This is a genomic window from Paraperlucidibaca wandonensis, assembly GCF_042677145.1.
GTDB classification, from domain to species: Bacteria; Pseudomonadota; Gammaproteobacteria; order Pseudomonadales; family Moraxellaceae; genus Perlucidibaca; species Perlucidibaca wandonensis.
On the sequence record NZ_JBHTIT010000002.1, the window covers coordinates 1 to 19,118 of the forward strand.

Consider the following 19,118-nt stretch of genomic DNA (forward strand, 5'->3'; position numbering starts at 1 on the left):
GAAAGTAGGTCATTGCCAGGCACCTAATGCAACAGCCCTCGTCAGAAATGACGGGGGCTTTTTGCTGCCTGAAATTTAAGAAAGGGCACGCAACTAACACCCGCTGGGACTCGTATACGACTGTAAGTTGCTTTTACGGGGCATGCTTTCAACGCTATGATCAGCCACCATTGTTTAGTTTTCTGGCGAACCCATGCCGTTATCGTTATTGCTTGCGCTATCTGCCGACGAACCCACATCTGGTGAGCGCCTTGCCGTACGGTTTGGCTGTACGCGCGCAGCGATTGCAAAGCGCATTAATACCCTTAGAGAGTCCGGAGTGCTGATCGAGGCATTGCCGCGAGTGGGCTACAAACTTGCTTATCGCTACGCATGGTGGGATGAATCGATATTAAAGGTTCACTTAAACGGCCTAACAGCCTTAACAAGTTGCTTTGTACTTAATCGTGTTGACTCAACAAATATTTGGATGCGCGAGCACATTTCTCAAGCAGCACTTGGAGAGATGCATATTGCAGTGACTGATTTTCAGCAGAAAGGTCAGGGGCGTCGTGGGCGGGAATGGATGAGCCTACCGGGTCGGCAAATTACGGCAAGCATCGGCCTTGTGTCTGCTCAGGGTCCAATTGCGTGGGTAGGTGTGGCTATTGCTGTAGGTCTAAGCCTGGCATCTAGCTTGCGTCAGCTGGGATGGCCCGTTGAGTTGAAGTGGCCAAATGACTTGTGGCTGCATGGAGAGAAGCTGGGTGGTATTTTGGTTGAAATGGATGCCATGGCGGAGGGCCCTAGCCGCTTAATTATTGGCTTCGGTATAAATGAGCTGCTGTTAGATTCTGAAAAGCAACTTCTGGCAAGGCCTGTAGCATCGTTACAAGACATGAGTATTGACTACGATCGCCATGCGTTATTAGCTGTACTTTGCAGCAACTTAATCCAGATGCTGACAGACTTTAGTCGTTTTGGACTGGTATCGTGGCGCGAGCTCTGGCCCAGTTACGATGCACTTTTTGGGCTATTAGTTAGCTTCGAGCATCAAGGTGAATGGCGTGAGGGTATCGCTCATGGAATTGATGAGCAGGGCGCCTTACTAATTGAATGCAACTCTGAAATAGTGCGTTGCCATTCTGGCGAAGTAAGTGTGCGAATAAATACATGAAGCTACTAATAGATCTCGGCAATACGCGTTTAAAAGCATGTGCTCACGGCGAATCGCTGCAGTTGGTAGGTGAGATCGTCGATAATCATACGCTTGCAGTGTGGTTAGAGCGTAATGCCACCTCAATTACAGTAGTCGCTATTGCCTCTGTTGCCGCTCGAGAAAGCTATCAGCTAGTTAGTTCCACTCTCAAAAGTTATTTGCCTTCTATTCAGGTTTTTCGGCTTCAATACGATGCAGGTCTACTGGCGACTTCTTATGAGTTTCCCGAGCAGCTGGGGATTGATCGTTGGCTTGCGTTACTGCCTTTTGCCAAGCGCGGCGAAGCGGTCGTAATCGATGCTGGTACAGCCTGCACGATTGATGTGCTGAGCAATAGTAAGCATCAGGGAGGATATATCCTTCCTGGCTTGAGATTGCAGCGTGATGTTTTGGCGCAACAAACAGCCGCAGTGAGTTTTCCACGGTCTCAGCTCGGCGAAGTACGTCTTGGGCTGTCAACGGGTGAGTGCGTGAGTCATGGCAGTTTGCGTGCGCTAGTGACGCTTGCCAATGATGTCGGTGAAGAGTTTGGCCAAACTGTTGAGCGCGCCTCGCTATATATAACGGGGGGGGATGCGCCATATTTCGAAGGCCATCTCGAAGCTGAAAAACGCCCGCTATTAGTGTTTGAAGGTATGCTCATCGCACTAGACCACCTTATTGAGGGAAATAAATGAAGTCCACTGCTTTGGCGTTAAGTGCTGTTGCTCTGCTCCTTGCTGCGATGATTTATTGGCAGGCAGGAGCTAGTGTACAAACAGCCGATCGTGTTACGCGCGATGCTCCTTTGTCACTTTGGAGCCCAGCTAAGTCCGCAACTGAGCGCTAGATATGTGCAACTGCTGAAATAAAGAGCGGTTGTACATACGAAAAGCGTAAAACGGTGTTGTTTACCGTCGCAGTATTCATTAAACTTCTGCGCCTCGTATGAAGAAGCCGGTATAGCTCAGCTGGTAGAGCAACTGACTTGTAATCAGTAGGTCCCGGGTTCGACTCCTGGTGCCGGCACCAAGCGAGAGCGTGTAAATGGAGTACTGCTTAGGCTGTATATAGCTTAAGTACTTGTAAAGGTGGGATTCCCGAGCGGTCAAAGGGATCAGACTGTAAATCTGACGCGAAAGCTTCGAAGGTTCGAATCCTTCTCCCACCACCATTGCAGCAGCTCAGCAGAAATATGCGGGTATAGTTTAGTGGTAGAACCTTAGCCTTCCAAGCTAATGGTGCGGGTTCGATTCCCGCTACCCGCTCCAGCATTGCTGGAGAATTGGAATTAAAGGCTCATATAGCTCAGTAGGTAGAGCACTTCCTTGGTAAGGAAGAGGTCACCGGTTCGAATCCGGTTATGAGCTCCATTTAAAATAGGCAGTCGTCTAACGGGCGGTTGTCTTTTGTTGTTTTTTACTTGTGCGCACGAGCGCGTGTTCGGAGTAGGTCATGGCAAAGTCAAAGTTTGAACGTAATAAACCGCACGTCAACGTCGGCACTATTGGTCACGTCGACCATGGCAAAACCACGCTGACAGCTGCTATCGCTACATCGTGCGCTAAGCTTTATGGCGGCGACGCTAAAGGCTACGACCAAATCGATTCGAGCCCTGAAGAAAAGGCTCGTGGTATTACGATTAATACATCGCACGTTGAATACGACAGCCCGATTCGCCACTACGCGCACGTCGACTGCCCAGGTCACGCTGACTATGTGAAAAACATGATCACCGGTGCTGCTCAAATGGACGGCGCTATCCTCGTGATCGCGGCAACTGACGGCCCTATGGCGCAAACACGTGAGCACATCCTGCTATCACGTCAAGTTGGCGTTCCATACATCGTTGTGTTTTTGAACAAATGCGACCTCGTCGATGACGAAGAGCTGCTGGAATTGGTGGAAATGGAAGTTCGCGAACTTCTAACCATGTACAAATTCCCAGGCGATGACACACCAGTCATCCGTGGTTCAGCGCTGCAAGCATTGAACGGCGAAACAACCGAGTTCGGCATGCCTGCGATTGCTAAACTAGTTGAAACACTGGATAGCTATATCCCAGAGCCACTACGTGCAATCGACAAGCCATTCCTGATGCCTATCGAAGACGTATTCTCCATCTCTGGTCGCGGTACTGTTGTGACTGGTCGTGTTGAGCGTGGCATCGTTAAAGTCGGCGAAGAAATCGAAATCGTTGGTTTGAAAGACACTGTTAAAACGACCTGTACTGGCGTTGAAATGTTCCGCAAATTGCTCGACGAAGGTCGTGCAGGCGAGAACTGCGGCGTGTTGCTGCGTGGTACTAAGCGTGAAGACGTGCAACGTGGTCAGGTTCTGGCTAAGCCAGGCACGATCAAGCCACACACCCAGTTTGAATCGGAAATCTATGTGCTGAGCAAAGATGAAGGTGGTCGTCACACGCCATTCTTCAAAGGCTACCGCCCACAGTTCTACTTCCGTACAACAGACGTGACAGGCGCTATTGAGTTGGCCGAAGGCGTAGAGATGGTTATGCCTGGCGACAACATCAACGTGAACGTCACGCTGATCGCGCCAATTGCTATGGAAGAAGGCTTGCGCTTCGCCATCCGTGAAGGCGGTCGTACCGTCGGCGCTGGTGTTGTTGCTAAAATCTTCGCCTAAGCAGATGTAACTTGGCTCGCCGCTTTCGGGTAGCGAGCCTTTGTTTTACAGGCCAGTAGTTCAATTGGTAGAGCACCGGTCTCCAAAACCGGGTGTTGGGGGTTCGAGTCCCTCCTGGCCTGCCATTTTCAAGGCGCGGTAACGCGTTTTTGTCGTGTCTGAGAGTTTAGATATATGACGACACCGGTCGAAACCGTTCGTGATCCGCTCAACAAAGTAAAGTGGCTGTTGGCCATGGTGCTTCTAGCATCAGCTACTGTGTTGAGTCGCTACCTGCCAGAATTATCCTCCATCATGCGTCTTTTGATGATGTTGGGTCTCGGTGCTGTTGCGCTAGCTCTGGTTTTCACTACCAGCCAAGGTCGTAGCTTTATTGACTTGTTGCGCCAGGCGCAGGTGGAAGTTCGTAAGGTGGTTTGGCCTACTCGTTCCGAGACGACACAAACAACACTAATCGTTTTGGTCGTTGTTTTGATTATGTCGCTGCTGTTATGGGGCATGGACTCGTTGTTTGGCTTGGCCATTTCAGCGGTTATTGGCTAATTAGGAGGCATCGATGAGTAAGCGTTGGTTTGTAGTGCACGCCTATTCAGGCTTCGAAAAGCAAGTAATGCGCTCGCTCATTGAACGTGTGCGCTTGGCTGAAATGGAAGATTTGTTTGGCGATATTCTTGTTCCGACAGAAGAAGTCGTTGAAATGAAAAATGGCGTCAAGCGTAAGACTGAGCGGAAGTTCTTCCCCGGCTACGTTTTGGTGAATATGGAAATGAATGACGCCAGCTGGCACTTGGTTAAAGAGTGCCCGAAGGTCATGGGCTTTATCGGTGGCAAGGCAGATAAGCCGGCGCCGATTAGTGATCGCGAAGCGGATGTGATTTTGAATCGCATTAAAACAAACGTTGATGCGCCGCGTCCAAAAACATTGTTTGAGCCGGGTGAAGTGGTTCGTGTGGCCGATGGCCCATTCGCCGACTTCAACGGCACAGTTGAAGAAGTGAACTACGAGAAGAGCCGTTTGCGTGTGGCTGTGATGATCTTTGGTCGCGCTACGCCAGTTGAGCTTGAGTTCACCCAAGTAGAAAAAGTTTAATTTTTGCAGCGTTTAGGCGCTGCAACCTCGGGCAGATAGTCTGTTTGAGTAGATACGGGGAGCCGCAAGGCGCTTGCACCCACGGAGTAGTAGCATGGCAAAGAAGATTGATGCCTATATCAAACTGCAGGTTCCTGCAGGCAAGGCAAACCCATCGCCACCCATTGGTCCAGCTCTGGGTCAGAAAGGCGTAAACATCATGGAATTCTGTAAGGCATTTAACGCTGCCACACAGAAAATGGAAGTTGGTCAGCCGATCCCCGTCGTCATCACGGTGTATTCAGATCGCTCCTTCACATTTGTGATGAAAACACCTCCAGCAACTTACTTGCTGAAAAAAGCTGTTGGCCTGAAAAGTGGCTCACCGCGTCCAAATACTCAAAAAGTTGGCAAGGTTACTCGTGCTCAGCTGGAAGAGATTGCCACTATCAAGAAGCCAGATCTAACTGCTTCTAATATGGACGCCGCTGTGCGTACATTGGCTGGCTCTGCCCGTTCCATGGGCCTTGATGTTGAGGGAGTCTAATCATGGCTAAGTTAAGCAAGCGTCAAGCCGCTATCAAAGCTCAATTGGTTCCAGGCAAGCTCTATAGCATCGAAGAGGCTGTAAGCCTGTTAGCTGCACTGCCAGCACCAAAGTTTAAAGAATCAATCGACGTGGCCGTGAACTTGGGTATTGACCCACGTAAATCCGACCAGGTCGTTCGTGGTGCAACCGTGCTGCCAGCCGGCACAGGTAAAACAGTGCGCGTTGCTGTTTTTGCGCAGGGCGCAAATGCCGAGGCCGCTAAAGCAGCTGGTGCTGACATTGTTGGTTTTGATGATCTGGCTGAATCAATTCAGGCCGGCAATCTAGACTTCGACGTAGTTATTGCCTCACCAGATGCTATGCGTGTCGTTGGTAAGCTCGGTACAGTTTTGGGTCCACGTGGCTTGATGCCTAACCCCAAAGTCGGCACCGTGACCCCAGATGTCGCAACAGCCGTTAAAAATGCCAAAGCTGGTCAAGCGCGCTACCGTGTAGACAAAGGTGGCATTATCCACGCAGCCGTTGGTCAAGCTGGCTTCAGCAGTGATGCTATCCGCCAAAACGTAGAAGCTTTGGTTGCTGACTTGAAGAAAGCAAAGCCAGCTACTAGCAAGGGCATTTACCTGCAGAAAGTAACCTTGTCGACAACGATGGGTCCAGGCCTAACGATCGACCTGTCGAACTTAGCAGTTTAAGACTAAAAATTTTCAACTTTGGGCAGGTGCCTAGAGTTGTGAAGGTACTTTGAAAGTCGCCTGCTTGCAGGCGAGCGTCAAAGACCACAGGTGCCCTTGATGTTAAGGGGCTTAATCCAACAGCCTGGGTAGACGCGGTGTGGTTTCAAGCTGAAGAGCTCTGTAACCCCCTCGCGTGCAGCATTGCTGCAAATGGGGTCGGCGGATTCTCCGCCGATAGACTGAAGTTAAGGAGGTTACAGTGACTCTGCGACTAGAAGATAAGAAAGAAATCGTTGTTGCCGTCAATAAAGCGGCCAGCGAGGCCTTTGCTGCAGTCGTCGCCGACTATCGCGGCCTAACCGTTGGGCAGTTAACTCAGCTCCGCGCACAAGCTCGTGATAAGTCAGTGTATTTACGTGTAGTGCGTAACACATTGGCTCGTCGTGCCATTGCTGGCACCGCTTTTGAGGTTTTAGATGCCTCGTTAGTGGGTCCGACGATCATTGCATTGTCTATGGATGAAAATGATATGGGCGCTGCCGCTCGTATTTTCCAAGACTTCCGCAAGGATTTCCCGAAGTCACCGCTAGCGGTTAAAGCCTTGTCAATTGACGGCAAACTCTACGGTGCAGAAGACATTGATGTTGTGGCTAAGCTGCCGAATCGCGAGCAAGCCCTCACTATGTTTGCTTCGGTACTGCAAGCGCCAATTTCGAAGTTCGCCCGACTGATGACGTCGGTCAAAGAACAGAAAGAAGCCGCTTAATCGCTGCTTGAAATACACACCTATATAAACCCTATTGGGAGATTGAACATGGCTCTGTCCAAAGACGATATTCTAAACGCCGTTGCTGAAATGACAGTGATGGAATTAGTTGAACTGATTTCAGCTGTTGAAGAAAAGTTCGGCGTTTCTGCTGCTGCTGTTGCCGTTGCTGCCGTTGCTGGTGGTGCTGCTGTTGAAGAAGAGCAAACAGAATTCAACGTTGTTATGACCAGCTTCGGTGCTAACAAAGTTGCTGTTATTAAAGCTGTTCGTGCGATCACCGGTCTGGGCTTGAAAGAAGCCAAAGATTTGGTTGAAGCAGCTCCAAAAGCAGTGAAAGAAGCTGTGTCGAAAGACGAAGCTGAAGATGTGAAAAAGCAACTGGAAGAAGCTGGCGCAACTGTCGAAGTCAAGTAATTTGGCAACAGACGGGGTGCGGGCTTAGCCCAGTACGCTGCACGGCTGGAGGCTCGCCGAGCCTCCGGCCTTTTTCCGTTTAAGTATGCTTTGGCATATTTATGCGGGCACAGGTCGCCGAGTGCCGGCCTGAGCGGTTGCCCAAGCAACCTTTCAGGCCGTCACTTTGCCGTATGAAAGTGACGCCTTTTCGAGGCTCAAGCATAGTTGAGGACCCAGATGGCATACTCTTACACCGAGAAGAAACGCATCCGAAAGAACTTCGGTAAGCTCCCGGCACTGATGGACGTGCCCTATCTTCTGGCTATTCAGGTCGACTCGTATCGAGCCTTCCTGCAGGATGGCAAGACTCCGAAATCGCGCGAAGACGTTGGTCTTCAAGCGGCCTTTCGGTCAGTTTTTCCTATCGCCAGCTATTCCGGTAATGCGGCACTAGAATTTGTCGAGTACGCTCTCGGCACGCCAATGTTTGACGTGCGCGAGTGCGTTAGCCGTGGCGTCACTTACGCAGCTCCATTGCGCGTAAAAATTCGCCTGATTATTTATGATCGCGAAGCTTCTGTTAAAACCATCAAAGATATCCGTGAGCAAGAAGTCTATATGGGCGAAATGCCTTTAATGACCGAAAACGGTACCTTCGTGATCAATGGTACTGAGCGCGTTATCGTGTCTCAGTTGCATCGTTCGCCAGGCGTATTCTTTGACCATGACAAAGGTAAAACGCACTCATCGGGCAAGCTGCTCTATAACGCGCGCATTATTCCTTACCGTGGCTCGTGGCTAGACTTCGAGTTCGATCCTAAAGATTTGGTATTCGCACGTATCGATCGTCGCCGCAAATTGCCAGCGACTATTTTGCTGCGCGCTTTAGGCTATAACTCCGAAGAAATGCTCGACATGTTCTTCGACTCGAGCAATGTTGCCGTCACCGCAGAGGGCTTCAAGTTAGACTTGATCGCCGAACGTCTGCGCGGTGAAACAGCACTGTTTGATATCGTTGTCAAAGGCAAAACCATTGTTGAGTCCGGCCGCCGCATCACTGCGCGTCACATTCGCGACATCGAGAAAGCCGGTCTGACTCAGCTCGACGTTCCTGCTGAATACTTATTCGGTAAAGTGCTGGCGAAAAATCTTGTCGACACAAAAACTGGCGAAGTTTTAGCGGACTGCAACAGCATCATCACCGATGAATCGTTGAAGAAAATCGTGCAAGGCGGCGTTAAAGCTTTCAGCATTATTTACACCAACGATCTAGACCACGGCCCATTCCTCGCGGATACCTTACGAGCAGATCCTGCACGCTCTGAGCTGGAAGCGCTGGTCGAAATTTATCGCATGATGCGCCCAGGCGAGCCGCCCACTAAAGAAGCGGCTGAGAACTTGTTTAAAAACCTGTTCTTCTCACCTGAGCGTTATGACCTATCAAACGTCGGTCGTATGAAATTCAACCGTCGCTTAAATCGTGATAGCGATTTCGGCGAAGGCGTCTTGTCGCGTGAAGATATTGTTGATGTCGTTCGCGGCATGATTGATATCCGTAACGGTAAAGGCGAAGTCGACGACATCGACCATTTGGGTAACCGTCGTATTCGCTCTGTTGGCGAGATGACCGAAAACCAATTCCGCGTTGGTTTAGTTCGTGTTGAGCGCGCTGTTAAAGAGCGCTTGTCGATGGCCGAATCCGACAACTTGATGCCGCAAGACTTAATTAATGCCAAGCCAGTTTCGGCTGCCATTAAAGAGTTCTTCGGCTCATCGCAGCTGTCGCAGTTCATGGACCAAAACAACCCGCTATCTGAAATTACGCACAAGCGTCGTGTTTCAGCGTTAGGCCCAGGCGGTTTAACTCGTGAGCGCGCAGGCTTCGAAGTCCGCGACGTTCACCCAACGCATTATGGTCGTGTTTGTCCAATCGAGACGCCAGAAGGTCCAAACATTGGTTTGATCAACTCGTTGGCGAGTTTTGCTCGTACCAACCACTACGGCTTCCTTGAATCACCTTACCGTAAAGTGATCGATGGTTTGGTTACTGATGACTATGTGTATTTGTCTGCCATTGAAGAAGCTGAGGAAGTTATTGCTCAGGCGGACTCGCAAGTAGACAAAAAAGGCTCATTAGTTGACGACCTAGTTGCTGTGCGTCACAAAAACGAATTTACCGTGATGGCGCCTGAGAAGGTCACCTACATGGACGTGTCGCCACGTCAGGTGGTTTCGGTTGCAGCTTCGTTGATTCCATTCTTGGAACACGATGACGCCAACCGCGCACTCATGGGTTCGAACATGCAACGTCAAGCCGTGCCAACATTGCGCGCTGACAAACCACTCGTGGGTACCGGCATGGAGCGCTATGTCGCCCGTGACTCTGGCGTCTGTGTGGTGGCGAAACGTGGTGGTGTTATCGATTATGTCGATGCCGCACGTATCGTTGTACGTGTTCGTAACGAAGAAGTGGTGATGGGTGAGGCTGGTGCCGACATCTATAACCTGACCAAGTACACTCGCTCGAACCAAAATACCTGTATCAACCAGCGTGCATTAGTAAACGTCGGCGATGCGGTTGAAATTGGTGACATCCTAGCCGATGGTCCTTCTGTCGATATGGGTGAGTTGGCGCTTGGCCAAAACATGCGCGTCGCCTTTATGCCGTGGAATGGCTACAACTTCGAAGATTCGATCTTGTTGTCTGAGCGCGTTGTAAAAGATGATCGCTTCACTTCAATTCACATCCAAGAATTGTCGTGTATTGCGCGTGATACCAAGTTGGGCTCTGAAGAAATTTCAGCAGATATCCCCAATGTTGGCGAAGCCGCTCTGTCGAAACTCGATGAGTCCGGCATTGTCTACATCGGTGCAGAAGTGAATGCTGGTGATATTTTGGTTGGTAAAGTCACGCCTAAAGGCGAGACGCAACTATCGCCAGAAGAGAAACTACTGCGCGCCATCTTTGGTGAAAAAGCCAGTGACGTAAAAGATTCATCTTTACGCGTTCCATCGGGCACCAAGGGCACCGTGATTGACGTTCAAGTCTTCACGCGTGACGGCATCGAGAAAGATGAGCGTGCGAAAGCCATTGAGAAAGAACAGCTCAATGACTACCGCAAAGACTTGAAAGAAGAATATCGAATCTTTGAAGAAGCGACCTCTGCACGTTTGCATGAAGTCCTGCTTGGTCAAAAAGTCAACGGTGGTGCTGGCCTGAAAAAAGGTTCGGCGATCACTGAAACTGACTTGGCTGAGCTAGATCTGGCGCAATGGTTTGAGATTCGCCCAGCGGATGAAGGTATTGCCGAGCAACTTGAGCGTGCACAAACGTTCTTGGCTGAGCGTCAAGCCGACATCGAAGCGAAATTCGAAGACAAGAAACGCAAAATCATGACTGGCGATGACCTCGCTCATGGCGTGTTGAAAGTCGTCAAAGTTTACTTGGCTGTGAAGCGTCGCATTCAGCCTGGTGATAAAATGGCCGGCCGTCACGGTAACAAAGGTGTTGTTTCCATCATCATGCCTGTCGAAGACATGCCTCATGATGAGCATGGCGAACCTGTTGATATCGTGCTTAACCCGCTTGGCGTTCCATCACGTATGAACGTAGGTCAGATTCTTGAAACTCACTTAGGCTGGGCCGCTAAAGGTTTGGGTGAGCGCATCGGTGAGATGCTCGATGAGCAACGTAAAATTGCCGATTTGCGTAAGTACTTAGATCAAATCTACAACGGCGTCGGTGGTCAGCAAGAAGACTTGAACTCGATGACGGATGACGAAGTGCTAGCTATGTCGAAAAACTTGCGTGGCGGTGTCCCTATCGCTACGCCTGTGTTTGACGGTGCGCATGAAAACGAAATCAAGTCGCTGCTGAAACTGGCAGGTCTGAACGAGAATGGACAGCAATGGCTGTACGATGGCCGCACCGGCGAGCGCTTTGATCGTCAAGTTACGGTTGGTTACATGTACATGCTCAAGCTCAACCACTTGGTCGATGACAAAATGCATGCGCGTTCAACGGGTTCATACTCGCTGGTCACGCAGCAGCCATTGGGCGGTAAAGCACAGTTCGGTGGTCAGCGTTTCGGGGAGATGGAGTGCTGGGCGTTGCAAGCCTACGGCGCCGCCTACACCCTGCAAGAAATGCTCACCGTGAAGTCCGACGATGTGAATGGTCGTACGCGCGTCTACAAAAATATTGTCGATGGCGATCACCGCATGGACCCAGGTATGCCGGAATCTTTCAACGTATTGGTGAAAGAGATTCGCTCGCTGGGTATCAATATGGAATTGGACAACGAATAAGCCTGACGTGTGGTGGCGGCCAGTTTGGTCGCCACCTTCACATGTTGCTTTGGGAGAATTGCCTTGAAAGATCTGCTCAGCCAACTACGCAACCAAGGTCAGGTGGTCGAAGAATTCGATCGCATCCGCATTGGTCTGGCGTCGCCAGAATTAATTCGTTCATGGTCTTTTGGTGAAGTTAAAAAGCCAGAAACCATTAACTACCGTACGTTCAAACCAGAGCGTGATGGCCTGTTCTGCGCCAAAATCTTTGGCCCAATCAAAGACTTCGAATGCTTGTGCGGTAAGTACAAACGCATGAAGTTCCGCGGTGTTATCTGCGAGAAGTGCGGCGTCGAAGTCACCATGGCGAAAGTGCGCCGCGAGCGCATGGGCCACATTGAACTAGCTTCACCAACTGCACACATTTGGTTCTTGAAATCACTGCCATCGCGTATCGGCCTGCTGCTTGATATGACGCTGCGTGATATCGAACGCGTGCTGTATTTCGAAAGCTTTATCGTTATTGATCCAGGTATGACCACGCTTGAAAAAGGTCAGCTGCTCAACGATGAAGAGTATTACACCGCTCTTGAAGAGCATGGCGATGAGTTCGACGCGCGCATGGGCGCTGAAGCAATTCAGCTGCTCTTAGCCGACATCGACTTAGAATCAGAAATTACGCGTCTGCGTGAAGAGATTCCTGCAACAAACTCTGAGACTAAGCTGAAGAAGCTGTCGAAGCGTTTGAAGCTAGTTGAGTCCTTCCAAAGCTCGGGCAACAAGCCTGAGTGGATGGTGCTGACGGTTCTGCCTGTGCTGCCACCGGACTTGCGTCCTTTGGTGCCACTCGATGGCGGCCGCTTTGCAACCTCAGACTTGAACGATCTCTATCGTCGTGTCATCAACCGTAACAACCGCCTCAAGCGCCTGCTCGATCTGAGCGCGCCTGACATCATCGTGCGCAACGAAAAGCGCATGTTGCAGGAAGCGGTTGATGCCTTGCTTGACAACGGTCGTCGCGGTCGCGCCATCACTGGCACCAACAAGCGTCCGCTGAAATCTTTGGCCGATATGATCAAGGGTAAGCAAGGTCGTTTCCGCCAGAATTTGCTCGGCAAGCGCGTTGACTACTCCGGTCGTTCGGTTATTACCGTTGGCCCTACTCTGCGTCTGCACCAGTGCGGCCTGCCGAAGAAAATGGCTTTGGAACTATTCAAGCCTTTCATTTTCGGCAAGCTCCAAGCCCAAGGCTTGGCGACAACGATTAAAGCCGCGAAGAAAATGGTTGAGCGTGAAACTCCAGAAGTTTGGGATATTCTCGCCGACGTGATTCGCGAACATCCCGTCATGCTTAACCGCGCACCGACACTTCACCGTCTCGGCCTGCAAGCGTTTGAGCCGGTCCTGATTGAAGGTAAAGCCATCCAGCTGCATCCGCTGGTATGTACGGCATTCAACGCCGACTTCGACGGTGACCAAATGGCTGTGCACGTGCCGCTGACTATTGAAGCTCAGCTTGAAGCGCGCGCACTGATGATGTCGACAAACAACATTTTGTCGCCTGCCAACGGTGAGCCGATCATTGTGCCGTCGCAAGACGTGGTGCTCGGTCTTTACTACATCACGCGTGATCGTGTGAATGGTAAAGGCGAGGGCATGATTTTCGCCGACTACAACGAAGTGACACGTGCTTTGGCTAACAAGGCAGTGGAGATCCACGCTCGCATTAAAGTGCGCGTGCTGGAAATCACTATCGATGAAGATGGCAACAAAATTGAGCGCAAATTCTTGGCTGATACCACGCCAGGTCGTTGCATGCTCTGGAACATCGTTCCGAAAGGTCTGCCGTTTGATCTGATCAACCAGCCGATGACGAAAAAGAACATTTCGCGTTTGCTCAACAGCTGCTACCGCGTGCTGGGCTTGAAAGACACTGTTATTTTTGCTGACCAACTGATGTACTTGGGCTTTGCTCAAGCCACATACTCAGGCGTTTCGGTCGGCATGGAAGACATGGTCATTCCAGCTGAGAAAGAAACCATCATCAATGGTGCTGAAGAAGAAGTGCGCGAAATTGAAGCGCAGTTTGGTTCAGGCTTGGTGACAAAAGGCGAACGCTATAACAAAGTTGTCGACATTTGGTCGCGTACCAATGAGTTGGTCGCTAAAGCCATGATGGACAACTTGTCGACTGAAACCGTACAAGCCAAAGATGGCAGCATGGAAGAACAGAAGTCGTTCAACTCCATCTACATCATGGCCGACTCTGGTGCTCGTGGTTCCGCTGCCCAGATTCGTCAGCTTGCCGGTATGCGTGGTCTGATGGCCAAGCCAGACGGCTCGATTATTGAAACACCCATTAAAGCTAACTTCCGTGAAGGTTTGACGGTTCTTCAGTACTTCATCTCGACTCACGGTGCTCGTAAAGGCCTCGCCGATACCGCGTTGAAAACCGCTAACTCCGGTTATCTAACGCGTCGTTTGGTCGACGTTGCGCAAGATTTGGTTGTTACTGAAATCGATTGCGGCACCAGCAATGGTGTGGTGATGACGCCGCTAATTGAAGGTGGTGACATCGTTGAGCCATTGCGCGAACGCGTATTGGGTCGTGTCACTGCTAGCGATGTCTTGCTCCCAGGCAGCGATGAAATTTTCGCACCAAAAGGCACGCTGCTCGATGAGCGTTGGGTTGACCGTTTAGAAGCCGCAGGCATCGATGAAGTCTATGCGCGCTCGGTTATTTCCTGTAACACGCGCTTCGGCGTTTGCTCGATGTGCTATGGCCGTGACTTGGCGCGTGGTCATCGCGTTAACATCGGTGAAGCTATCGGCGTTATGGCCGCTCAGTCGATCGGTGAGCCAGGCACGCAGTTGACCATGCGTACCTTCCACATCGGTGGTGCGGCAAGCCGTGCTTCTGCTGTGTCGAGCGTGCAAGTTCGCAACGACGGCAAAGTGCGCTTCCACAACATTAAGTTGGTGCAGCACGCTGGTGGTAACTTAGTGGCCGTATCGCGTTCCGGTGAAATCGGCATTGCCGACTCACGTGGTCGCGAGCGCGAGCGCTATAAACTGCCATACGGTGCAGTTATTACTGTAGCCGATGCCGAGGAAGTGAAGGGCGGACAGGTTGTTGCAACCTGGGATCCACACACCCACCCCATCGTGACTGAGCTTGCCGGTAATGTGAAATTCGTCGACATGGAAGACGGCTTGACAGTTCGCCATCAAACTGACGAACTCACAGGTCTGACTAACATCGAAATTATGGATCCGAAAGACCGTCCAGCCGCTGGTAAAGAGCTGCGTCCGGCGATTCGTTTGCTCGATGCCAAAGGCAACATTATTAATATCGAAGGCAGTGATCAGCCTGCGCAGTACTTCCTGCCATCAGAGTCGATCACAACCTTGCAAGATGGCGCGACAATCGGTATTGGCGATGTTATCGGCCGTATTCCACAAGAATCGTCGAAAACACGTGACATCACCGGTGGTTTGCCACGTGTTGCTGACTTGTTCGAAGCGCGTAAGCCGAAAGAACCAGCAATCTTGGCGGAAATTAGCGGCATCGTCAGCTACGGCAAAGAGACCAAAGGTAAGCACCGTTTGGTTATCACGCCAGATGACGGCGCTGAAGTTTACGAAGAGCTGATTCCAAAATGGCGCCAGCTCAACGTTTTCGAAGGCGAACGCGTGTCACGTGGTGAGGTCGTTTCTGATGGCCCGCAAAATCCACACGACATTCTTCGCTTGAAAGGTGAGACTGCGTTGGCGACGTATATCGTTAATGAAGTCCAAGACGTTTACCGCTTACAAGGCGTTAAAATTAACGATAAACACATCGAAGTTATTATTCGCCAGATGTTGCGTAAAGTTGAAATCACTGAAAACGGTGACAGCACCTTTATTCAAGGCGAGCAGGTCGAGTTGGCTCGTGTGCTAGACGAAAACGAAGTGCTTAACGGCATGGATAAGTTCGGCGCCAAGTTCCAACGTGTCCTGATGGGTATTACCAAGGCTTCGTTGTCGACAGAGTCGTTTATTTCGGCTGCGTCATTCCAGGAAACTACACGAGTCCTGACCGAAGCTGCTGTAACTGGTAAAGAAGATGACCTGCGCGGTCTGAAAGAAAACGTCGTTGTTGGTCGTTTGATTCCAGCCGGCACAGGCTTCGCTTATCACGCACAGCGTCGTCAGCAGCGCCTAGAGGCCAAGGTTGTAGACCAAGGCCCAAGCGCAGCAGATGTAGAACAAGCACTCTCGGAAGCGCTGAATTCGGCTGAAGAGTAAGCTAGATACGGGTAGGCGGCCGTCTTGACGGGCGGCCGAACTGCTCATAGAATGCGCAACCCTGAAAAGGAGCCTCTCGGCTCTTTTTTCGGTTGTGTAAAATTAACGGGAGAGAACAGGCTGCTATGGCAACTACTAACCAATTGATCCGCAAGGGTCGGCAAGCACTGGTCGAAAAGTCCGGTGTTCCAGCACTTAAAGGCAGCCCGCAACGTCGCGGTGTTTGCACACGTGTCTACACAACGACACCTAAAAAGCCAAACTCGGCTCTGCGTAAAGTTTGCCGTGTGCGCTTAACGTCAGGTTTTGAAGTTAGCTCTTACATCGGTGGTGAAGGCCACAACTTGCAAGAGCACAGCGTGGTTCTAATCCGTGGCGGTCGTGTTAAAGATTTGCCCGGTGTGCGTTATCACACTGTTCGTGGTTCGCTCGATTGCGCAGGCGTCAAAGGCCGCATGCAGTCGCGTTCCAAGTACGGTACCAAGCGTCCTAAGAAGTAAGACTTAGGCGCAGTAAGGCCGGGCAGATGTAATCGTCCCGGACACCCCTGAAGCTTCATAAAAGGTTTAATGAGTCATGCCAAGAAGAAGAGTTGTAGCAGTCCGCGAAATCCTACCAGATCCAAAATTTGGTAGCCAAACCCTCGCCAAGTTCATGAACCAGGTGATGGAATCCGGCAAGAAATCCACCGCAGAGTCGATTGTTTACGGCGCGCTTGCACGCGTTGCTGAAAAAAACAAAGGCAATCCCGTGGAAATTTTTGAATCGGTTCTAGAAAAACTGCGTCCAATGGTTGAGGTCAAGGCTCGTCGCGTCGGTGGCGCCACCTACCAGGTGCCAATGGAAGTACGCCCCTCCCGTCGTACTGCATTGGCTATGCGCTGGTTGGTAGATTCCGCACGTAAGCGCTCGGAAAAAACCATGGCTCTGCGTTTAGCTGGTGAGTTGCTCGATGCCAACGAAGGCAAAGGCGCTGCTATCAAGAAGCGTGAAGACGTTCACCGTATGGCTGAAGCTAACAAAGCTTTCGCGCACTACCGCTTCTAATCTTGATCTCAGGAGACTCACGTGGCTAGAGCTACCCCGTTAAACCTATACCGTAATATTGGTATTTCGGCGCACATTGACGCCGGCAAAACCACTACCACTGAGCGCGTGCTTTTTTACACAGGTAAAAATCACAAGCTCGGTGAAGTTCATGATGGCGCAGCCACAATGGACTGGATGGAGCAAGAACAAGAGCGCGGTATTACTATTACTTCCGCGGCAACGACATGCTTCTGGTCTGGCATGGCGAAGCAGTTCGATCAGCATCAAATCAACATCATTGACACTCCGGGTCACGTTGACTTCACTATTGAAGTTGAGCGCTCCATGCGTGTTCTAGATGGTGCTTGCATGGTGTATTGCGCCGTTGGTGGCGTTCAGCCGCAGTCTGAAACTGTGTGGCGCCAAGCCAACAAATACAAAGTGCCTCGCTTGGCCTTTGTGAACAAAATGGATCGTACTGGTGCAAACTTCTTCCGCGTTGTTGAGCAGATGAAGACGCGCCTCGGTGCCAGCCCTGTTCCAATCGTTGTGCCCATCGGTGCCGAAGAGAACTTCGAAGGCGTTGTTGATTTGGTCACGATGAAAGCAATTTATTGGGATGAAGCGTCTCAAGGTATGACCTTTGATTTGCGCGATATCCCAGCAAGCTTGCAGGACGAGTGCGACAAGTGGCGTGAAAACCTTGTTGAGTCAGCCGCTGAAGCATCTGAAGAGCTGATGAATGAGTACTTAGAAAGCGGTGAGCTTAGCGAAGAGCAAATTTACAAAGCAATTCGTATGCGTACATTGGCTTGTGAGATTCAGCCAATGTTGTGCGGTACCGCCTTCAAAAATAAAGGCGTCCAGCTGATGTTGGATTCCGTGATTCGTTATTTGCCTGCACCCAACGACGTTGCTCCTGTAACTGGCGTGCTTGATGACAAAGACGAATCCGAAGGTCAGCGTAAGTCATCAGACGATGAGCCCTTCTCTGCACTTGCTTTCAAAATCATGAATGACAAGTTCGTTGGTAACCTAACGTTCGTGCGCGTGTATTCGGGCGTTCTGAAATCGGGTGAGGCGGCTTGGAACCCTGTTAAGAGCAAGAAAGAGCGTATTGGCCGTATTCTGCAGATGCATGCAAACCAGCGTGAAGAAATTTCCGAGATTCGTGCAGGCGATATCGCAGCTCTTGTTGGCTTGAAAGATGTAACAACAGGCGACACGCTGTGTGACGAAAATAAAGTCATCACACTCGAGCGCATGGAGTTCCCTGAGCCAGTGATTTCGGTTGCCGTTGAGCCGAAAACAAAAGCTGACCAAGAAAAAATGTCGATTGCCTTGGGCCGTCTGGCTAAAGAAGATCCATCGTTCCGTGTTCGCACCGACGAAGAGTCTGGCCAAACCATCATCTCCGGCATGGGTGAGCTTCACTTAGACATTCTTGTTGATCGTATGCGTCGTGAGTTTGGTGTTGAGGCTAACATCGGCAAGCCACAAGTCGCCTACCGTGAAACCATCCGTAAAGCAGTCGACACTGAAGGCAAGTTTGTTCGTCAGTCCGGCGGTCGTGGTCAGTATGGTCACGTGTTGCTTCGCCTCAAGCCTATTTATGGCGTTGAGGAAGGCGTTGACTACAAGTTCGTCGAAGAAGTTGTTGGTGGTACGGTTCCGAAAGAATACTTCGGTGCTGTCGACAAGGGTATCCAAGAGCAAATGGCCAATGGCGTGCTCGCGGGCTATCCAATCGTTGGTATTCAGGCCACGCTGTATGACGGTTCTTACCACGATGTCGACTCCAACGAAATGGCGTTTAAAATCGCCGCTAGCATGGGCTTCAAGCGCGGCTTCATGGATGCAGATCCAGTGTTGCTTGAGCCGGTCATGAAAGTCGAAGTGGAAACACCTGAAGACTACATGGGCGACATCATGGGTGACTTGAGTCGTCGTCGCGGTAACTTGCAAGGCATGGATGACCTGCCTGGCGGTGCTAAGTCGATTCGTGCTGAAGTTCCTTTGGCTGAAATGTTTGGCTATGCCACTGACATGCGCTCGATGTCACAAGGCCGCGCCACATTCACCATGGAGTTCGGCAAGTATGCCGAAACTCCGAAAAACGTGGCTGATGCGATCATCACAAAATACACCGCTAAGCGTAGCGCTGGCGAATAAGTAACCTGGGTGCTGCCTCCAGATTTGGGTGCAGCGCTTTACAGAACCCTTGA

General features: G+C 50.8%; 15 protein-coding genes and 5 tRNA genes. All 20 read left to right on the plus strand.

Annotated features, from left to right (window positions below):
• Positions 1 to 193: 193 nt before the first annotated feature.
• Positions 194 to 1,156, plus strand: coding sequence for a biotin--[acetyl-CoA-carboxylase] ligase (locus tag ACFQ0F_RS11050; protein ID WP_379072207.1), 963 nt, complete (start codon positions 194 to 196; stop codon positions 1,154 to 1,156).
• Positions 1,153 to 1,875, plus strand: a complete 723-nt coding sequence (locus ACFQ0F_RS11055; protein ID WP_379072209.1) for a type III pantothenate kinase — start codon at positions 1,153 to 1,155, stop codon at positions 1,873 to 1,875. The genes ACFQ0F_RS11050 and ACFQ0F_RS11055 overlap by 4 nt, the downstream gene beginning before the upstream one ends.
• The gene (locus ACFQ0F_RS11060) at positions 1,872 to 2,027 is read left to right on the plus strand and encodes a hypothetical protein (RefSeq protein ID WP_379072211.1); all 156 of its coding nucleotides are present in this window, start codon (positions 1,872 to 1,874) and stop codon (positions 2,025 to 2,027) included. Before ACFQ0F_RS11055 ends, ACFQ0F_RS11060 begins: the two co-directional genes overlap by 4 nt.
• A 106-nt stretch (positions 2,028 to 2,133) precedes the next feature.
• Positions 2,134 to 2,209, plus strand: a tRNA-Thr gene (locus ACFQ0F_RS11065).
• A 58-nt stretch (positions 2,210 to 2,267) separates the two neighbouring features.
• Positions 2,268 to 2,351 (plus strand) — tRNA-Tyr (locus ACFQ0F_RS11070).
• Between the two features lie 23 nt (positions 2,352 to 2,374).
• Positions 2,375 to 2,448, plus strand: a tRNA-Gly gene (locus tag ACFQ0F_RS11075).
• A 26-nt stretch (positions 2,449 to 2,474) separates the two neighbouring features.
• A tRNA-Thr gene (locus tag ACFQ0F_RS11080) sits at positions 2,475 to 2,550 on the plus strand.
• Positions 2,551 to 2,632: 82 nt separating this feature from the next.
• A complete protein-coding gene (tuf, locus tag ACFQ0F_RS11085; RefSeq protein ID WP_379072214.1) occupies positions 2,633 to 3,823 on the plus strand; it encodes an elongation factor Tu in 1,191 nt (396 codons plus the stop codon).
• A 49-nt stretch (positions 3,824 to 3,872) separates the two neighbouring features.
• A tRNA-Trp gene (locus ACFQ0F_RS11090) sits at positions 3,873 to 3,948 on the plus strand.
• Between the two features lie 49 nt (positions 3,949 to 3,997).
• Complete coding sequence (gene secE, locus ACFQ0F_RS11095; RefSeq protein WP_379072217.1) at positions 3,998 to 4,366, plus strand: preprotein translocase subunit SecE; 369 nt, start codon at positions 3,998 to 4,000, stop codon at positions 4,364 to 4,366.
• A gap of 13 nt (positions 4,367 to 4,379) precedes the next feature.
• Positions 4,380 to 4,913 (plus strand): transcription termination/antitermination protein NusG, encoded by a 534-nt coding sequence (gene nusG, locus ACFQ0F_RS11100; RefSeq protein ID WP_379072219.1) that lies wholly within the window; start codon positions 4,380 to 4,382, stop codon positions 4,911 to 4,913.
• 94 nt (positions 4,914 to 5,007) lie between these two features.
• A complete protein-coding gene (gene rplK / locus ACFQ0F_RS11105; protein WP_379072222.1) occupies positions 5,008 to 5,439 on the plus strand; it encodes a 50S ribosomal protein L11 in 432 nt (143 codons plus the stop codon).
• Positions 5,440 to 5,441: 2 nt separating this feature from the next.
• Entirely contained in the window at positions 5,442 to 6,137 is a 696-nt protein-coding gene (gene rplA / locus ACFQ0F_RS11110) for a 50S ribosomal protein L1 (RefSeq protein WP_379072225.1), read from the plus strand.
• A gap of 241 nt (positions 6,138 to 6,378) precedes the next feature.
• Entirely contained in the window at positions 6,379 to 6,885 is a 507-nt protein-coding gene (gene rplJ / locus ACFQ0F_RS11115) for a 50S ribosomal protein L10 (protein WP_379072228.1), read from the plus strand.
• 48 nt (positions 6,886 to 6,933) lie between these two features.
• Complete coding sequence (rplL, locus tag ACFQ0F_RS11120) at positions 6,934 to 7,302, plus strand: 50S ribosomal protein L7/L12 (protein WP_379072231.1); 369 nt, start codon at positions 6,934 to 6,936, stop codon at positions 7,300 to 7,302.
• A gap of 219 nt (positions 7,303 to 7,521) precedes the next feature.
• Positions 7,522 to 11,592, plus strand: a complete 4,071-nt coding sequence (gene rpoB, locus ACFQ0F_RS11125) for a DNA-directed RNA polymerase subunit beta (protein WP_379072234.1) — start codon at positions 7,522 to 7,524, stop codon at positions 11,590 to 11,592.
• 63 nt (positions 11,593 to 11,655) lie between these two features.
• The gene (rpoC, locus tag ACFQ0F_RS11130) at positions 11,656 to 15,864 is read left to right on the plus strand and encodes a DNA-directed RNA polymerase subunit beta' (RefSeq protein ID WP_379072237.1); all 4,209 of its coding nucleotides are present in this window, start codon (positions 11,656 to 11,658) and stop codon (positions 15,862 to 15,864) included.
• Between the two features lie 125 nt (positions 15,865 to 15,989).
• Positions 15,990 to 16,364, plus strand: a complete 375-nt coding sequence (gene rpsL, locus ACFQ0F_RS11135) for a 30S ribosomal protein S12 (protein ID WP_379072239.1) — start codon at positions 15,990 to 15,992, stop codon at positions 16,362 to 16,364.
• A 76-nt stretch (positions 16,365 to 16,440) separates the two neighbouring features.
• The gene (rpsG, locus tag ACFQ0F_RS11140) at positions 16,441 to 16,911 is read left to right on the plus strand and encodes a 30S ribosomal protein S7 (RefSeq protein WP_379072242.1); all 471 of its coding nucleotides are present in this window, start codon (positions 16,441 to 16,443) and stop codon (positions 16,909 to 16,911) included.
• Positions 16,912 to 16,932: 21 nt separating this feature from the next.
• Positions 16,933 to 19,065, plus strand: coding sequence for an elongation factor G (gene fusA, locus ACFQ0F_RS11145; protein WP_379072244.1), 2,133 nt, complete (start codon positions 16,933 to 16,935; stop codon positions 19,063 to 19,065).
• Positions 19,066 to 19,118: the final 53 nt, after the last annotated feature.

Bases quoted from the DNA above. Each gene is read 5' to 3' on its own strand.
- rpsL (WP_379072239.1), top strand. From the start codon at position 15,990: ATGGCAACTACTAACCAATTGATCCGCAAGGGTCGGCAAGCACTGGTC.
- secE (WP_379072217.1), top strand. From the start codon at position 3,998: ATGACGACACCGGTCGAAACCGTTCGTGATCCGCTCAACAAAGTAAAG.
- rplA (WP_379072225.1), top strand. From the start codon at position 5,442: ATGGCTAAGTTAAGCAAGCGTCAAGCCGCTATCAAAGCTCAATTGGTT.
- tuf (WP_379072214.1), top strand. From the start codon at position 2,633: ATGGCAAAGTCAAAGTTTGAACGTAATAAACCGCACGTCAACGTCGGC.
- ACFQ0F_RS11060 (WP_379072211.1), top strand. From the start codon at position 1,872: ATGAAGTCCACTGCTTTGGCGTTAAGTGCTGTTGCTCTGCTCCTTGCT.
- rplL (WP_379072231.1), top strand. From the start codon at position 6,934: ATGGCTCTGTCCAAAGACGATATTCTAAACGCCGTTGCTGAAATGACA.
- rpoB (WP_379072234.1), top strand. From the start codon at position 7,522: ATGGCATACTCTTACACCGAGAAGAAACGCATCCGAAAGAACTTCGGT.
- ACFQ0F_RS11055 (WP_379072209.1), top strand. From the start codon at position 1,153: ATGAAGCTACTAATAGATCTCGGCAATACGCGTTTAAAAGCATGTGCT.
- nusG (WP_379072219.1), top strand. From the start codon at position 4,380: ATGAGTAAGCGTTGGTTTGTAGTGCACGCCTATTCAGGCTTCGAAAAG.
- rpsG (WP_379072242.1), top strand. From the start codon at position 16,441: ATGCCAAGAAGAAGAGTTGTAGCAGTCCGCGAAATCCTACCAGATCCA.
- ACFQ0F_RS11050 (WP_379072207.1), top strand. From the start codon at position 194: ATGCCGTTATCGTTATTGCTTGCGCTATCTGCCGACGAACCCACATCT.
- rplK (WP_379072222.1), top strand. From the start codon at position 5,008: ATGGCAAAGAAGATTGATGCCTATATCAAACTGCAGGTTCCTGCAGGC.